The sequence below is a fragment of the Pseudomonas sp. Z1-12 genome (genome assembly GCF_051132015.1).
Lineage (GTDB): Bacteria > Pseudomonadota > Gammaproteobacteria > Pseudomonadales > Pseudomonadaceae > Aquipseudomonas > Aquipseudomonas zanjanensis.
In genome coordinates this window covers 5609932-5624979 of record NZ_CP071647.1, presented here as the reverse complement: position 1 = coordinate 5624979, position 15048 = coordinate 5609932, and the positions used below count along the sequence as shown (strand labels likewise).

Sequence of the window (15048 nt, the reverse complement as noted above, 5' to 3'; positions counted from 1 at the left end):
ATGACAACAATAACAATGCGCGCCATCTTCAAGCCGCAGGCGCTGGCCGTCGCGGTGGCCTTGGGTTGCTGTGCCCAGGCGCAGGCCGTTTCATTCAATATTGGCGAGATCGAGGGTCAGTTCGATTCGTCGCTGTCCGTGGGCGCGAGCTGGGGCATGCGCGATGCCGACAAGGACCTGGTCGGTACGGTCAATGGTGGTACGGGCCAATCCTCCACCGGTGATGATGGACGGCTGAATTTCAAGAAGGGCGAGACCTTTTCCAAAATCTTCAAGGGCCTGCACGACCTCGAGCTCAAGTACGGCGATACCGGTGTGTTCGTGCGCGGCAAGTACTGGTACGACTTCGAGCTCAAGGATGAAGGCCGCGAGTTCAAGGACATCAGCGACAGCAATCGCAAGGAGGGCGCCAAGTCATCGGGGGCGCAGATTCTTGATGCCTTCGTCTACCACAACTATTCCATCGCCGATTTGCCAGGCACCGTTCGCGCCGGCAAGCAGGTGGTCAGTTGGGGGGAAAGTACTTTCATCGGCAACTCCATCAACAGCATCAACCCGGTGGACGTGTCCGCGTTCCGTCGCCCCGGTGCGGAGATCAAGGAAGGCCTGATTCCGGTGAACATGCTGTTCGCCTCCCAAGGTCTGACCGACAAGCTCACCATCGAAGGGTTCTACCAGTTGGAGTGGGACCAGACCGTGGTGGATAACTGCGGTACGTTCTTCGGCAACGACGTGGTGGCTGACGGTTGCACCAGTGGCTACACCGTGGGCAGCCCGGCGATTGCGCCGTTCGTGCCCTTGACCCAGGCATTCGGCGAGGAGATCCAGGTGTCCAGCGAAGGGGTGATCATTCCCCGTGGCGGCGATCGTGACGCCCGCGACTCCGGCCAGTGGGGCACGGCGTTGCGCTGGCTTGGCGATGACACCGAGTACGGCCTGTACTTCATGAATTACCATAGCCGTACGCCTACTGTCGGCACTACCACGGCGGGGCTCTCGACGCTGGCGGCGTTGCCGGGCATGGTCGCGATTGCCAACGGGCTGGCCCCCGGCAGCGGCGCGGGCCTGGCGCAGAGCGTAATGCTGGGGCGCGGTGGGTACTACCTTGAATACCCGGAAGACATCCGTCTCTACGGCGCCAGTTTCTCCACGACGCTGCCCACCGGCACCGCCTGGACCGGGGAAGTCAGCTACCGTCCCAACGCGCCGGTGCAGGTCAATACCAACGACCTGACCCTGGCCCTGGTCAACCCGATTGCCGGTGGCGCCGCATCGCCCATCGCCACCTCGCCTGGCGCCGACAACACCGGTTACCGCCGCAAGGAAATTACCCAGGTCCAGAGCACCCTGACGCATTTCTTCGATCAGGTATTGGGCGCTGATCGCCTGACCCTGGTCGGCGAAGCGGCGGTGGTGCATGTCGGTGGCCTGGAGTCCAAGGACACGCTGCGTTATGGCCGGGATTCGGTCTATGGCCAATACGGCTTCCAGGGCGACACCGACGGTTTCGTCACTTCGACGTCCTGGGGTTATCGCGCCCGGGCGATTCTCGATTACTCCAACGTGATCGGCGGGGTGAACTTCAAACCCAACCTGTCCTGGTCCCACGACGTGGCGGGCTATGGCCCCAATGGTTTGTTCAACGAAGGCGCCAAGGCCGTCAGTGTTGGTGTCGATGCCGATTACCGCAACACCTACACCGCCAGCTTGAGCTACACCGACTTTTTTGGCGGCGATTACAACGTTCTCGAAGACCGCGATTTCCTCGCGCTGAGCTTCGGCGTGAACTTCTGATTTGGCTGACAAGGAAAACCCAATGCGCAAGATGATCCTGCAATGCGGTGCCCTGGCCTTGAGCCTGCTGGCCGTGAACGTGATGGCGGCGGTGTCGCCGGAGGAAGCGAACAAACTGGGCACCAGCCTTACGCCGTTGGGCGCGGAAAAAGCCGGCAATGCCGATGGCTCGATCCCGGCCTGGACTGGCGGCATCCCGAAAAACGCCGGGGCGGTGGACAACAAGGGCTTTCTGGCCGACCCGTTCGCCAATGAAAAACCACTGTTCATCATCACCGCCGCGACCGTGGACAAGTACAAGGACAAACTCTCCGAAGGGCAGGTCGCGATGTTCAAGCGCTACCCGGAGACCTACAAGATCCCGGTCTACCCGACCCATCGCAGCGTCGGCCTGCCGCCGGAAATCTACGAGTCAGCCAAGCGCAGCGCCCTCAACGTAACGTCCATCAACGACGGTAACGGCCTGTCGAATTTTACCGGCAACCGCTACTACGCCTTCCCGATTCCCAAGAACGGCGTGGAAGTGCTGTGGAACCACGTTACCCGTTATCACGGTGGCAACCTGCGCCGGGTCATCACCCAGGTCACGCCGCAGACCAATGGCAGCTTCACGCCGATCCGCTTCGAAGAAGAAATCGCCGTGCCGTTCCTGATCAAGGACGCCGACCCGGAAAAGGCCAGCAACGTGCTGACCTATTTCAAGCAATCGGTCACCGCTCCGGCGCGCCTGGCCGGTAATGTGTTGCTGGTGCATGAGACCCTCGACCAAGTGAAGGAGCCGCGCCTGGCGTGGATCTACAACGCCGGCCAGCGCCGCGTGCGTCGCGCCCCGCAAGTGGCCTACGACGGCCCGGGCACCGCCGCCGACGGGTTGCGTACCTCCGACAACTTCGATCTGTTTTCCGGGGCGCCGGACCGCTACGACTGGAAGCTGATCGGCAAGAAGGAAATGTACATTCCATACAACAGCTACAAGCTCGATTCGCCGAGCCTCAAGTACGACGATGTGGTCAAGGCCGGCCACATCAACCAGGACCTGACCCGCTACGAACTGCACCGGGTCTGGGAAGTGGTGGGGACGGTCAAGCCCAGCGAGCGGCACATTTATGCCAAGCGCCACATGTACATCGACGAGGACAGCTGGCAGGCGGCGCTGGTGGATCACTATGACGGTCGCGGACAACTGTGGCGGGTGGCCGAAGGTCATGCCCAGTTCTATTACGACCATCAGAACCCGGGCTACACCCTTGAAGCGCTCTACGACATCATCGCCGGCCGCTACATCGCGCTGGGGATGAAGAACGAAGAGAAGCACAGTTACGAGTACGGCTTCGAAGCCAGGGCGGCCGACTACACGCCGGCGGCGTTGCGTTCGACCGGGGTTCGGTAAGTCTTTTCCTGAGTGATGAGGGCTCGTGGCGAGGGAGCTTGCTCCCGCTGGGCCGGGCTGGCGCTCCAGCGCGCAGCGGCCCTGAAACCAGGCGGCTCGATGTATCAGGTGCATCGAGTGGTCCTTTTCGGGGCTGCTGCGCAGCCCAGCGGGAGCAAGCTCCCTCGCCACGGGACCGAGTCTGATTTGAACCAGAGATGACGACCGGCAGCGCCCCTGCCGGTCGTTTTTTTATGGGCACCAATCAGCGCGCTGAATACTTCTCCAAAGGTCGGCGACACAGGTCTAGGGTGGTGAGATAACAATAAACAGGATCGCCTCACATGACCGCCATGACCCCGTGTCCGGACCGTCCAGGATTGCTGCCTCGCCTGTCCTCGACGCATGTGCCGCGGCGGTCCCTGAGCGAGCCGCTGCTGACTTCCGAAGCACGGGTAAAACTGCTCTGCGCGCCGGCGGGCAGTGGCAAGAGTGCGTTGTTCGCCGAGTGCTTTTTACAGGCCCCCAGTGACTTCCGGCTGCATTGGCTGCCTCTGGGGGGCGCGGCGTTGAGCGCGGTACAAATGTGCGAGTGCCTGGCACAGACCCTCGGGTTGCCGATGCTGGACGAAGCGGGGCTGTTGGCTCATCTGGCCCGTTTGCAAACGCCCACCTGGTTGTTTCTGGACGACTATTGCCGGGTACCGAATCCCGAACTGGACCAGTTGCTCGACCGTCTGTTGAATACCAGCAGTCCGGCGTTGCACCTTTGGCTCAACGGTCGCCGTCGTCCCCATTGCAACTGGCCACGGCTGTTGCTCGACGACGAGCTGCATGAGCTTGACCCGCAGGCGCTGTTCTTCACCCCTGACGATGTCGAGCCCCTGCTTCGTCATCTGCCCGGTCCCCAGGCTGCCCGCACGGCCCGCGAGGTGATCCAGCGCAGTGGCGGCTGGTGTGCCGGGGTGCGCATCAGCTTGCTTGAGCGCTGCGAATGGGCACGCAGTCATGTGGCGCCGGGACGGCCGCGAACCTTGGTCGACTACTTGGAGTACGAGCTGTTCAGCACGCTGACCCCGGAACTGGCAGAGGCCTGGCGGGTGCTGGCGCATCTGCCGCGCTTCAATGCCCGGCTGTGCGAGCACCTGTTCGGCGACACGGTGGGCGCGCAATGCCTGCCGTTGTTGCTGGAGCTGGGTTGTTTCATCGAACCGTGGGAGCAGACCTCGGATTGGTTGCAGATCTTCCCGGCCCTGGCCCGGTTGGTGCGTGAAGAGCCCTGGTCCCAGGGCCGCTCCTGGCATCGACGGGCCTGCCAATGGTTTGCGGCCGAGCAGGACTGGCAAATGGCGTTCGAGCAAGCCATGTTGGCCCAGGAGTTCGAGACCGCCGTCAGTTTCTTGCAGCATTTGAGCTTCGAGCACGTCTTGCAGCGCCGCAACGCGGTGCTGTTGCTGAGCTTGCACGATCAACAAGGCGACGCGCTGACCCTCGGTACGCCGCAGTCGGTGGGGCTGGTCACCGCTGCGCTGTTGTTCGCCGGGCGCTTCGACCAGGCGTCGACCTGCATCGAGCAATTGGCCAGGTTCCTGCCGCAGCCTTGGGCCTGTCGACAGCGACAGGTGCTGGCCAGGTGGCAGGTCTTGCAGGGCTGGTTGCTGCACCTTTCCGGTGATGGCGAACCGGCACGCGAGCATTTTCTCCAGGCCCAGGCCAGCCTGGACACGGAGGCCTGGTCCCAACGGGTGCTGTGCCTGGGCGGGTTGACGCAGCAGGCGCTGCTGGCTGGCGATCTGGCCTCGGCGCAATGGATCAACCGCCAGGCGTTGTGCCTGGCGCGTGCACAGGGTTCGCTGGTCTTCGAGGGCTTGCTGGAGTTGGATCACGCCCAGGTTCTGGAGCAGCGCGGCGCACCGCATCGGGCCGATCATTTGCTGGCCGCCGTCCAGGCGCTGCTGGATAAACCGGGCCAGGATTTTTCTCCGTTGTTGGGGCGTATCGCCTTGCGGCGCGGGCGTCTGGCGCTGCGCATGGGCTTTGAGGAACAGGCCGCCGAGCACTTTCAAACCGGCTTGGAAACGGGCCTGGTCAGTCAGGACAAACAGGTGCTTTATGGCTTTCTTGGCAAGGCCTGCCTGGCGGCCAACCAAGGCGACTATGGCGAGGCCTTCATGCATTTGCGTGATGCCGAGCGGACCATGCAGCAGCGGCACATCCCCGACACCGTTTACCGCGGCGTGTTGTTACAAACCAGCTGCCAGTTCTGGTTGCAGCAGGGACGGGCGGAACTGGCCCATGAAGCCTTGACCCGTGTCTTGCGGCACTTTCGCGGACCCCAGGCCAAGCACGCGCCTCCCGCGACCCTGGAGTTGATTGCGCGACTTGAATACCTGCTGGTGCTGGCCGAGGTCTACTTGCAGCGGGCGCAGGAACCACAGGCGCGCTTGCAGGCCATGATCGCCCAGGCACAGCGTGGTGAAATGCACAGCCTGGAAACCGAACTGCACCTGGTGTTGACGGAAATCGTCTGGTTGTCCGGCGATCGCGCCCAGGCCCGGGAGCGCCTGCAAGAGGGGCTCAAGCGCGTCACATGCTGGCGGGCCCAGCAAGCGTTGTGCGAGCTGCGCTTGCGCCAGCCCGAGCTGTTGCGTTGGGGCCAATCGGCAGAACAGGTCGAGCCGCCTGCCACCGTCGAGGACACCTTGCTCAGTCATCGCGAACTGGAAGTCCTGGAGCTGATTGCCCAAGGTCATTCAAACCAACAGATTGCCGAACAGTTGTTCATCTCGCTGCATACGGTGAAGACCCATGCGCGGCGAATCCACAGCAAGTTGGGCGTGCAGCGGCGTACGCAAGCGGTGGCGAAAGCCAAGGTCATGGGGGTGATGGGTTAGGGCACGAATGATGAAACTTCACGCACGCTTACACTTACTTTTTTTACAGTCGACGATTGGCCTGTGTATAACGGCGTGACTGAAGTTCAGCGATAAGTTGCGACTTCAGTTGAACCGAGAGGCCGTGCTGTTGCATTCAGCCGCACAATCAATAACGCCTCGAACAGGAAGTTCGAGGCCATGACATGACAAGGATGTCTGATATGAATACCCCGTTGTTCTATTCCCACGCCGAAAGACTGATCGCGCTGAAGAACACCCGCGTGGATTTTGCCGTGCAGGTGCTGTTGGGTCATTACCTGGAGCCACTGGGCATCAACCCATTCACTGCCTACGTGAATACATTGAAAAACTTTCCAAGTCTTGAAGTGGGAAGCTCTCGAACATTGTTCGAAGAAACCCTGGCCTGCGTTGAAAAGCAACACCTGCCCACTTATACGCAAGGCACCAGCAATCTATTCAGCAAACGTTATTCCTTTGCCGCCGAAGACCGGCTCAAGACATTGGACTTGATCGCATTTGAAAAAATCGTCACAGACATTGTTGCAAGTTTGACTCGACAGCCGGCAATCGAGCTGTCCCTGCGTCCTCTCCGGCCCTTGACCACTGAGGACGTGCATGGAGCATTGAAAGTCCACGCGCCGGGTATCAACGTTGGCGGCGTATACGTAACCAGCTTTATTGAGCATGGCCCCGGCCAGCGCCTGGTGTCTTCTTCAGAGGGGTTGGTCGAGTACTTATTGGGTCATTTCCAGAATGATGTGATTCCGTATCACTCGGAGGGCAACCACCAGGGTATCTATACCGTTCGCTTCAGCGGGGAAGACTGCCATGTCCACCCGCAACTGATCACCGCGCATCTCAACGATCTAGTGATCAGGATTGTCCCGGATTTCCTGGACTGATCCTGGGGCCGCCTCATACCCCATCCGCCAACTCACGGCCCGGGTCGCCGCCAACAGCCGTTGCGCCGCCGGGCCGTTTTCGTCAGCGTGGAACAACGAGGTCGGGCCAACAATGGTCATCACCGCCTTCACCTCGCCGACGGCATTGAAGACCGGGGCGGACAAGGCGTCCACGCCCGGCATCAGCAAGCCATGCACATGGTGCAGGCCGCGGCTGCGAATCTGCTCGCAGAGGGAGGCATAGACGCGGTCGTCGGCCAGGGCGTGGTGCTCGATGCCTTGCACTTCCTGTTCGCGCAGGCCGATGGTCTCGCGCGCCGGCAAATAAGCACTGAACACCAGCCCTGTGGACGAACTGAGCAACGGCAAGACCGAGCCCAGTTGCGTCACCACGGTCACGGCTCGCACGGCGGGTTCGATGCGCACCACGGTCGCGCCATGGTTGCCCCACACGGCGAGGAAGCAGGTTTCGTTCAAGTCGTCGCGCAACTCGGCCAGGGGCAGGGCGGCCACTTGCAGCACGTCCATGCCGTTCAGCGCTGCCAGGCCCACACGCAGGGCTTCGCGGCCCAGGCCGTAGTGGTTGGTGGCGGCGTTCTGCTCGGCAAACCCGCTGGCGATCAAGGCCTGCAAGTAGCGATGGACCTTGCTCGCCGGCATTTGCACGTGCTCGGCCAGGCGCGACAGCGACGTGGAGGGGGAGAGTTCGGCCAGGGCCTTGAGAATGTCGGTGCCGACTTCGGCCGAGCGAACTTTCTGTTTACCGTTGCTGAGCGGGATTTCCATGGAGGCGCAGGGTCCAGAGGCGAATGAGCTAATGCCTGTCAGTTAAGTGGATAGCACGGGCAAACACACAAACCGTGGCGAGGGAGCTTGCTCCCGCTGGGCTGCGTAGCAGCCCCAAAAACAGGGCCGCTTCGCGACCCAGCGGGAGCAAGCTCCCTCGCCACAGGGTTACTGCCGGGCTTGATTTCGCTTAACTGATCGGCATTGGGGCGAATGGGCGTCTTTATAGCTTGACGGTCGCTGTCGAGCAAATTACGTTATGCGTAATTGAATTACGATAAAAATAACCCGGTGCGCCTCAACCTCTCCGTTGAGTGACGGGCCGCATCCCCAGGAGGCCCCATGAACCTCGATTCCACCGCGTCGGACCTGGCTTACCAATCAGGCTTGGGCAACGAATTTGCCAGCGAAGCCTTGCCCGGCGCCTTGCCCGTCGGCCAGAACTCCCCACAGAAAGCCCCGTACGGTCTCTATGCCGAGTTGTTTTCTGGCACGGCGTTCACCATGGCCCGCAGCGAAGCGCGGCGCACCTGGATGTATCGCATCCGACCGTCGGCCAACCATCCGGCCTTCACCAAGCTCGAACGGCAGTTGGCGGGAGGCCCATTGGGCGAAGTCACCCCCAATCGCCTGCGTTGGAACCCGCTGGACATTCCGGCCGAGCCCACCGACTTCATCGACGGGCTGGTGCGCATGGCGGCCAATGCCGGCGCGGATAAACCGGCGGGCGTCAGCCTTTATCACTACCGGGCCAACCGCTCCATGGAGCGGGTGTTTTTTAATGCCGACGGTGAGTGGCTGATCGTGCCGCAACTGGGACGGCTGCGGATCGCTACCGAGCTGGGCGTGCTGGAACTGGCACCGCTGGAAATCGCCGTGCTGCCCCGGGGCCTGAAGTTTCGCGTTGAACTGCTCGACCCCCAGGCCCGTGGCTACCTCGCCGAAAACCATGGTGCGCCTTTGCGTCTGCCGGACCTCGGGCCCATCGGCAGCAACGGCCTGGCGAACCCGCGGGACTTCCTGACGCCGGTCGCCCATTACGAGAACCTCGCGCAGCCGACCACCTTGGTGCAGAAATTCCTCGGTGAGTTGTGGGTGTGCGAGCTGGATCATTCGCCCCTCGATGTGGTGGCCTGGCACGGCAACAACGTGCCGTACAAATATGACCTGCGCCGATTCAACACCATTGGTACGGTCAGCTTCGATCACCCTGACCCGTCGATTTTCACCGTGCTGACCTCGCCCACGAGTGTCCACGGCCTGGCCAACCTCGATTTCGTGATCTTCCCGCCACGCTGGATGGTGGCGGAAAACACCTTCCGTCCACCGTGGTTCCACCGCAACCTGATGAACGAATTCATGGGCCTGATCCAGGGTGCCTACGACGCCAAGGCCGAAGGTTTCCTGCCGGGCGGTGCGTCCCTGCACAGTTGCATGAGCGCCCATGGCCCGGATGGCGAGACCTGTACCAAGGCGATCAACGCTGATCTTCAGCCAGCGAAAATCGACAACACCATGGCGTTCATGTTCGAGACCAGCCAAGTGCTGCGCCCAAGTCGTTTCGCCCTGGACTGCCCGCAACTGCAAACCGACTACGATGCTTGTTGGGCCTCGCTGCCTGTCACGTTCGACCCGACCCGGAGATAACCATGACTCAACTTTCCCCTGCCCGTAGCTGGGTCGCCAGCGCCAACGGCCACGCCGACTTCCCGTTGCAGAACCTGCCATTGGGTGTCTTCAGCGTCGATGGCGGTGCCCTGCGCAGCGGCGTGGCGATTGGCGAGCGGATTTTCGATCTGCAGGCGGCGCTGCACGCGGGTCTGTTTGACGGGGCGGCGCGACAAGCCGTTGAAGCCATGGCCGACGGCCAATTGAACGGTTTTTTTGACCTGGGCCGCAGCGCCCGGGTGGCCCTGCGTGAACGGCTGCTGGAACTGTTGCGCGAAGACAGCCTGTTGCGTGGCAAGGTTGAAGCGGCGAAGCTGCTGCTCGTCGCCGCCGACTGCCAGATGCACCTGCCCGCCAGGATCAACGACTACACCGACTTCTACGTCGGTATCGAACACGCCCAGAATGTGGGCAAACTGTTCCGCCCCGATAACCCGCTATTGCCCAACTACAAATACGTGCCTATCGGCTACCACGGTCGCGCCTCGACCATTCGCCCGTCCGGCACCGACGTGCGCCGCCCCAAGGGCCAGACCCTGCCGGCCGGCCAGGCCGAACCGACCTTCGGCCCGTGTGCGCGGCTGGACTATGAGCTGGAGCTGGGCATCTGGATCGGCAAGGGCAATGCCCTGGGCGAACCGATCCCCATTGGCGATGCCGCCGAGCACATTGGCGGGTTCTGCCTGCTCAACGACTGGTCGGCCCGGGACATCCAGGCGTGGGAATACCAGCCCCTGGGGCCGTTCCTGTCGAAGAGTTTCCTGACCAGCATTTCGCCGTGGGTGGTGACGGCTGAAGCCTTGGAGCCGTTCCGCCGCCCACAGCCGGCGCGCCCGGAAGGCGATCCGCAACCGCTGCCCTATCTGCTGGACACCCGTGACCAGGCCGGCGGTGCCCTCGACATCGAACTGGAAGTTCTATTGCTGACCGAGGCTATGGTCGAGCAGAACCTGCCGGCTCAGCGCCTGACGTTGAGCAACACCCAATACATGTACTGGACCGTGGCGCAGATGGTCGCGCATCACAGCGTCAACGGCTGCCAGTTGCAGGCCGGCGACCTGTTTGGCTCGGGCACCTTGTCCGGGCCTGAAAACTATCAATTCGGCAGCCTGCTGGAAATCACCGAAGGCGGAAAAAAACCAATTGAACTGGCGTCTGGCGAAGTGCGCCGATTCCTCGAGGACGGTGACGAAATCATCTTGCGCGCCCGTTGCCGCCGCGAAGGTTTCGCTTCCATCGGCTTCGGCGAGTGCCGGGGCAAGATCCTGCCGGCGCGTTGAGGGTAGCCATGGAACTCTATACCTACTACCGCTCCACCTCGTCCTACAGGGTGCGCATTGCGTTGGCCCTCAAGGGCCTGGATTACCAGGCCTTGCCCGTCAACCTGATCGCTGCGCCGGGGGGCGAGCATCGCCAGCCGGCCTACCTGGCGATCAACCCCCAGGGGCGGGTGCCGGCGCTACGTACCGATGAGGGCGCGTTGCTGGTGCAATCCCCCGCCATCATCGAATACCTGGAGGAGCGTTATCCCCAGGTGCCGCTGCTCAGCGCCGACCTGGCGGTACGCGCCCATGAGCGTGGCGTCGCCGCGCTGATCGGTTGCGACATTCATCCGCTGCACAACGTCAGCGTGCTCAACCAGCTGCGGCAGTGGGGCCACGATGAAACCCAGGTGGCGGATTGGATCGGGCATTGGATCAGCCAAGGATTGGCGGCGGTGGAGCAACTGGTTGGCGACGACGGCTATTGCTTCGGCGCGCTGCCGGGGTTGGCGGATGTGTTCCTGATCCCGCAGCTGTACGCCGCCGAGCGGTTCAATGTTTCCTTGCAAGGGTATCCGCGGATCCGGCGCGTGGCGGCGTTGGCGGCTGGGCATCCGGCGTTCCAGCAGGCGCACCCGGCGAATCAGCCGGATACACCCACTTGATATTGATGTTGGCTGGTCTGCCGCTATCGCGAGCCAGCTCGCTCCCACAGGTGATCAATTGTGGGAGCGAGCTTGCTCGCGATGACGGTTCAACTGTCGCAAAGAGGTGCAGCCTCACGACGACTCAATGCACCACCGAATTCGGCGGTAGATGCCCCAGCCGCTCCGTCAGCCGGATTCGCTGGATCGGATCGTCACTGAGCATCAGCGCATGCTCCAAGTCGAAGCGTTCGGCGTTGGGGCAATCGAGCCGCTGGTACAGGCTGGCGCGGGCCAGGTAGTCGGCGGCGCTGGCGTTGCCCAGTTCCAGCACCCGTTCGGCGTCGATCAGGGCCGCGATGTAGTCGTCGTTCGCCAGATGCAGTTGGCGCAGGTTGCGCGACAGGCGCTGCAGCATCTGCATAGGCTCGGCGTTGACCAAGTGCTCGGCCTTGAGCGGCATGTTCGCGCCGTATTGGCGCTGGAGCAGTTCCCGGCAGTCGTTGGGGTATAACCGGCGGCCACCGCATGGGTCGAGCAGGTGGTCGGCCCCAGGTACCTTCAACAGGAAATGCCCGGGGAAATTGACACCGACCATCGGAATTTCCAGGCCACGGGCCAACTCCAGGGCAATCAGCCCGAGGGCCAGGGGCTGCCCGCGTTTGCGCGCCAGGACTTTATCCAACAGCGCCGCTCGCGGCCGCAGGGGGGTGAAGTCGTCCTGGGCGAAACCCAGGTCGTTGAGCCGTCGTAGCAGAGGCTGGCCCAGCTCGCTGACAGGCAGCAGCGGCAGATCATGGCTGACCCGCTGTTGCAGTTCCTTGAATTCCTTCAGCAAGGCCGGAACGTTTACGTCGCGATCATGTTCGGCAGCGATCCACAACGCCGCTTCGAACAACGCCGGCGGCGAGCGGTGCAGGCAATCAAAAAAGGCTTGGCGCGGTTTCATCGAACTCTCCGGGCTATGCTCCCGTTTTAGCCCTGCCATGGATTTTCGTCCAGTCTCCAACAGATGCTGTGACAGGTTATGCCGAAAAAGACTGAACACCCAGGCGACTTATTCCGGCGTGCTCCAGCAATTTTCGACTGCACGCCTATACTGGCGAAACAAACAAAAGTGATTCGGGAGCCTTACGATGTTTGCTCTCATGCAAAGCTCCCGCCTTGAATCGCTGCACCTAAGCGTAGACCCGACGACCGGGTTGAAGGCGGTGATTGCCATTCATTGCAGCCGTCCCGGGCCTGCCCTGGGAGGCTGTCGTTATCTTGCCTACCCCGACGACGAAAGTGCCGTGGCAGACGCCGTGCGCCTGGCGCAAGGCATGAGCTACAAGGCGGCTCTGGCTGGTTTGCCCGTGGGCGGCGGGGTGGCGGTGATCATGCGTCCGGCCCATGTGGAGAGTCGGGCGGCCTTGTTCGAAGCCTTTGGTCGTTGCATCGAGCAATTGGACGGGCGCTACATCACCGCCATCGACAGCGGCACGTCGGTGGCCGACATGGATTGCATCGCCCAGCAGACCCGTCATGTCACCAGTACCACCGCCGCGGGAGACCCCGCACCCCACGCGGCGATGGGTGTATTTGCCGGCATCCGTGCCACCGCCATGGCTCGCCTGGGCAGCGATAACCTCGAAAGCCTGCGAGTGGCGATCCAGGGCCTGGGCAATGTCGGTTATGCCCTGGCCGAACAGCTGCATGCGGCGGGGGCCGAATTGCTGGTCAGCGACATCGACCCTGGCAAGGTGCAACTGGCCATGGAGCAATTGGGGGCCCATCCGATCGCCAACGACGCGCTGCTCAGCACACCCTGCGACATCCTCGCCCCTTGCGGCCTGGGCGGGGTATTCAACAGCCAAAGCGTGGCGCAACTGCGCTGCTCGGCCGTTGCCGGTTCGGCCCACAATCAATTGAGCAACCTGCAGGTGGCCGATCAGTTGGAAAGACGCGGGATTCTCTATGCGCCGGACTATGTGATCAATTCCGGCGGGCTGATCTACGTCGCCCTCAAGCATCGTGGTGAAGAGCTGCCGACGATCACCGCGCACCTGTCGAAAATCGGTGCCCGGCTCACGGAAGTCTTCGCCCACGCCCAGGCGGAAAAGCGCTCACCGGCCCGGGTGGCCGATGAACTGGCGGAGCGCCTGTTGTACCGCTGAACATCAAACCGTGGCGAGCTTTACTGCAAATCCAAGTGTGGGAGCGAGCTTGCTCGCGATAGCGGTGCGCCAGTCAATGAAGGTGTTGAATGTACGGCCGCCATCGCGAGCAAGCTCGCTCCCACAGGTTTTTCTGGTGTTCACAAACTGATCATTCCAGCCAGACACCCACGTGTGGCGAGGGAGCTTGCTCCCGCTCGGCCGGTCCGACGCCTCGGGCGCAGCCGTCGTAAAACCGGCTGACGCGGTCTGCCTGAACGGTCGCAGTGATCCGATGGGGCCGCTTCGCAGCCCAGCGGGAGCAAGCTCCCTCGCCACGGTTTGTGCTTGCCTACCTCAGCAAATACACCGGAAAGCATTCACACAAATGCATCACGCGACGCCGGGTGTTATCCAGGCGTGCGGCGTTGTTCGGCTGTTCCAGCAGGTCGGCGATCAGGTTCGCCACTTCGGCACATTCCGCTTCACCAAAACCGCGTGTGGTCAGGGCTGGGGTGCCGATGCGAATGCCGCTGGTGATCGCCGGTTTCTGCGGGTCATTGGGGATCGCGTTTTTGTTCAGGGTGATATGGGCGCTTTCCAGCAGCGCCTCGGCGTCTTTGCCGGTGATGTTCATCGAGCGCAGGTCGAGCAGGAACATGTGGCAGTCGGTACCGCCGGACACCACCCGCAAGCCACGCCGGGTCAGGACGTCGGCCATGACCCGGGCGTTGTCGACCACCCGCTGCTGGTAATGCTTGAACCCGTCGCCCAAGGCTTCGTTGAAAGCCACGGCCTTCGCGGCGATGACGTGCATCAGCGGGCCGCCCTGATACACCGGGAAAATCGTCTTGTCGAGCAGGGCGGCGTATTGCGCCTTGGCCAGGATCAGGCCGCCGCGGGGGCCGCGCAAAGTCTTGTGGGTAGTGGAAGTGATGAAGTCGGCGATGCCCACCGGCGAGGGGTATACGCCGGCGGCGATCAACCCGGCGTAGTGCGCCATGTCCACCATCAGGTAGGCGCCGATTTCATCGCAGACCTTGCGAAAGCGCTGGAAATCAATGGTCCGGGAATAGGCCGAGGCTCCGGCAATGATCATCTTTGGCCGGTGTTCCCTGGCCAGGGCTTCCATTTCTTCGTAGTCGAGGGTTTCGGTTTCCGCGTCCAGGCCATAGGAAAAGGCCCGGTAGATTTTGCCGGAAAAATTCACCGAGGCGCCGTGGGTCAGGTGGCCGCCGTGGGCCAGTGACATGCCCAGGATCGTGTCGCCGGGTTCCAGCACCGCCAGGAAAACCGCCTGGTTGGCCTGGGAGCCGGAATGTGGCTGCACGTTGACGTATTCACAGTTGAACAATTTGCGCGCACGCTCGATGGCCAGGTTCTCGATTTCATCGACGACCTTGCAGCCGCCGTAGTAACGCTTGCCCGGATAGCCTTCGGCGTACTTGTTGGTGAGCACGGAACCCTGGGCCTGGAGCACTTCTTCGCTGACGTAGTTTTCCGAAGCGATCAGTTCCAGGTGGGTTTCCTGGCGGTTGCGCTCGCGGTCGATCAGGCGGGCAACGGCGGGATCGAAATTTTGCAGACTCAT

At 62.2% G+C, this 15048-nt stretch carries 11 protein-coding genes; 8 read left to right on the top strand and 3 right to left on the bottom strand.

Going from position 1 to position 15048, the window contains the following annotated elements:
- The 4 genes from J3P85_RS24430 (at nucleotide 1) to J3P85_RS24415 (ending at nucleotide 6962) form a co-directional block, all read left to right on the top strand.
- Nucleotides 1–1794 (top strand): DUF1302 domain-containing protein, encoded by a 1794-nt coding sequence (locus tag J3P85_RS24430; RefSeq protein WP_186729772.1) that lies wholly within the window; start codon nucleotides 1–3, stop codon nucleotides 1792–1794.
- A 22-nt stretch (nucleotides 1795–1816) separates the two neighbouring features.
- Entirely contained in the window at nucleotides 1817–3184 is a 1368-nt protein-coding gene (locus tag J3P85_RS24425) for a DUF1329 domain-containing protein (protein WP_434703839.1), read from the top strand.
- Between the two features lie 323 nt (nucleotides 3185–3507).
- A complete protein-coding gene (locus tag J3P85_RS24420) occupies nucleotides 3508–6057 on the top strand; it encodes a LuxR C-terminal-related transcriptional regulator (RefSeq protein ID WP_434703838.1) in 2550 nt (849 codons plus the stop codon).
- Nucleotides 6058–6260: 203 nt separating this feature from the next.
- The gene (locus J3P85_RS24415) at nucleotides 6261–6962 is read left to right on the top strand and encodes a hypothetical protein (protein ID WP_434703837.1); all 702 of its coding nucleotides are present in this window, start codon (nucleotides 6261–6263) and stop codon (nucleotides 6960–6962) included.
- Here the strand turns inward: J3P85_RS24415 and J3P85_RS24410 are convergent.
- Nucleotides 6927–7748 (bottom strand): IclR family transcriptional regulator, encoded by an 822-nt coding sequence (locus J3P85_RS24410; protein WP_434703836.1) that lies wholly within the window; start codon nucleotides 7746–7748, stop codon nucleotides 6927–6929. The two genes, J3P85_RS24415 and J3P85_RS24410, sit on opposite strands and share 36 nt — an antisense overlap.
- A 342-nt stretch (nucleotides 7749–8090) precedes the next feature.
- On the opposite strand from J3P85_RS24410, the gene hmgA reads away from it, so the two are divergent.
- From hmgA to maiA, 3 genes are read left to right on the top strand one after another with little or no spacing between them, the layout of a single operon-like run.
- A complete protein-coding gene (hmgA, locus tag J3P85_RS24405; RefSeq protein ID WP_434703835.1) occupies nucleotides 8091–9395 on the top strand; it encodes a homogentisate 1,2-dioxygenase in 1305 nt (434 codons plus the stop codon).
- A gap of 2 nt (nucleotides 9396–9397) precedes the next feature.
- Nucleotides 9398–10696: a fumarylacetoacetase gene (gene fahA / locus J3P85_RS24400; RefSeq protein WP_434703834.1), complete on the top strand. Its 1299-nt coding sequence runs from the start codon at nucleotides 9398–9400 to the stop codon at nucleotides 10694–10696.
- A gap of 8 nt (nucleotides 10697–10704) precedes the next feature.
- Complete coding sequence (maiA, locus tag J3P85_RS24395) at nucleotides 10705–11343, top strand: maleylacetoacetate isomerase (RefSeq protein ID WP_434703833.1); 639 nt, start codon at nucleotides 10705–10707, stop codon at nucleotides 11341–11343.
- 124 nt (nucleotides 11344–11467) lie between these two features.
- Here maiA and J3P85_RS24390 read toward each other — a convergent pair whose 3' ends face one another.
- Nucleotides 11468–12271 carry a SirB1 family protein gene (locus J3P85_RS24390; protein WP_434703831.1) on the bottom strand — a complete coding sequence of 268 codons (804 nt, stop codon included), beginning with the start codon at nucleotides 12269–12271 and terminating at the stop codon, nucleotides 11468–11470.
- A 187-nt stretch (nucleotides 12272–12458) separates the two neighbouring features.
- Between J3P85_RS24390 and J3P85_RS24385 the strand changes: the two genes are divergently transcribed.
- Complete coding sequence (locus tag J3P85_RS24385) at nucleotides 12459–13478, top strand: Glu/Leu/Phe/Val dehydrogenase dimerization domain-containing protein (protein ID WP_434703829.1); 1020 nt, start codon at nucleotides 12459–12461, stop codon at nucleotides 13476–13478.
- 331 nt (nucleotides 13479–13809) lie between these two features.
- Here J3P85_RS24385 and glyA read toward each other — a convergent pair whose 3' ends face one another.
- On the bottom strand, nucleotides 13810–15048 hold the full coding sequence (glyA, locus tag J3P85_RS24380; protein ID WP_186705071.1) for a serine hydroxymethyltransferase: 1239 nt from the start codon (nucleotides 15046–15048) through the stop codon (nucleotides 13810–13812).

What these genes read in the sequence shown, in the direction of transcription:
- J3P85_RS24430 (WP_186729772.1), top strand. Translation starts at nt 1, where the DNA reads ATGACAACAATAACAATGCGCGCCATCTTCAAGCCGCAGGCGCTGGCC.
- J3P85_RS24425 (WP_434703839.1), top strand. Translation starts at nt 1,817, where the DNA reads ATGCGCAAGATGATCCTGCAATGCGGTGCCCTGGCCTTGAGCCTGCTG.
- J3P85_RS24420 (WP_434703838.1), top strand. Translation starts at nt 3,508, where the DNA reads ATGACCGCCATGACCCCGTGTCCGGACCGTCCAGGATTGCTGCCTCGC.
- J3P85_RS24415 (WP_434703837.1), top strand. Translation starts at nt 6,261, where the DNA reads ATGAATACCCCGTTGTTCTATTCCCACGCCGAAAGACTGATCGCGCTG.
- J3P85_RS24410 (WP_434703836.1), bottom strand. Translation starts at nt 7,748, where the DNA reads ATGGAAATCCCGCTCAGCAACGGTAAACAGAAAGTTCGCTCGGCCGAA.
- hmgA (WP_434703835.1), top strand. Translation starts at nt 8,091, where the DNA reads ATGAACCTCGATTCCACCGCGTCGGACCTGGCTTACCAATCAGGCTTG.
- fahA (WP_434703834.1), top strand. Translation starts at nt 9,398, where the DNA reads ATGACTCAACTTTCCCCTGCCCGTAGCTGGGTCGCCAGCGCCAACGGC.
- maiA (WP_434703833.1), top strand. Translation starts at nt 10,705, where the DNA reads ATGGAACTCTATACCTACTACCGCTCCACCTCGTCCTACAGGGTGCGC.
- J3P85_RS24390 (WP_434703831.1), bottom strand. Translation starts at nt 12,271, where the DNA reads ATGAAACCGCGCCAAGCCTTTTTTGATTGCCTGCACCGCTCGCCGCCG.
- J3P85_RS24385 (WP_434703829.1), top strand. Translation starts at nt 12,459, where the DNA reads ATGTTTGCTCTCATGCAAAGCTCCCGCCTTGAATCGCTGCACCTAAGC.
- glyA (WP_186705071.1), bottom strand. Translation starts at nt 15,048, where the DNA reads ATGAGTCTGCAAAATTTCGATCCCGCCGTTGCCCGCCTGATCGACCGC.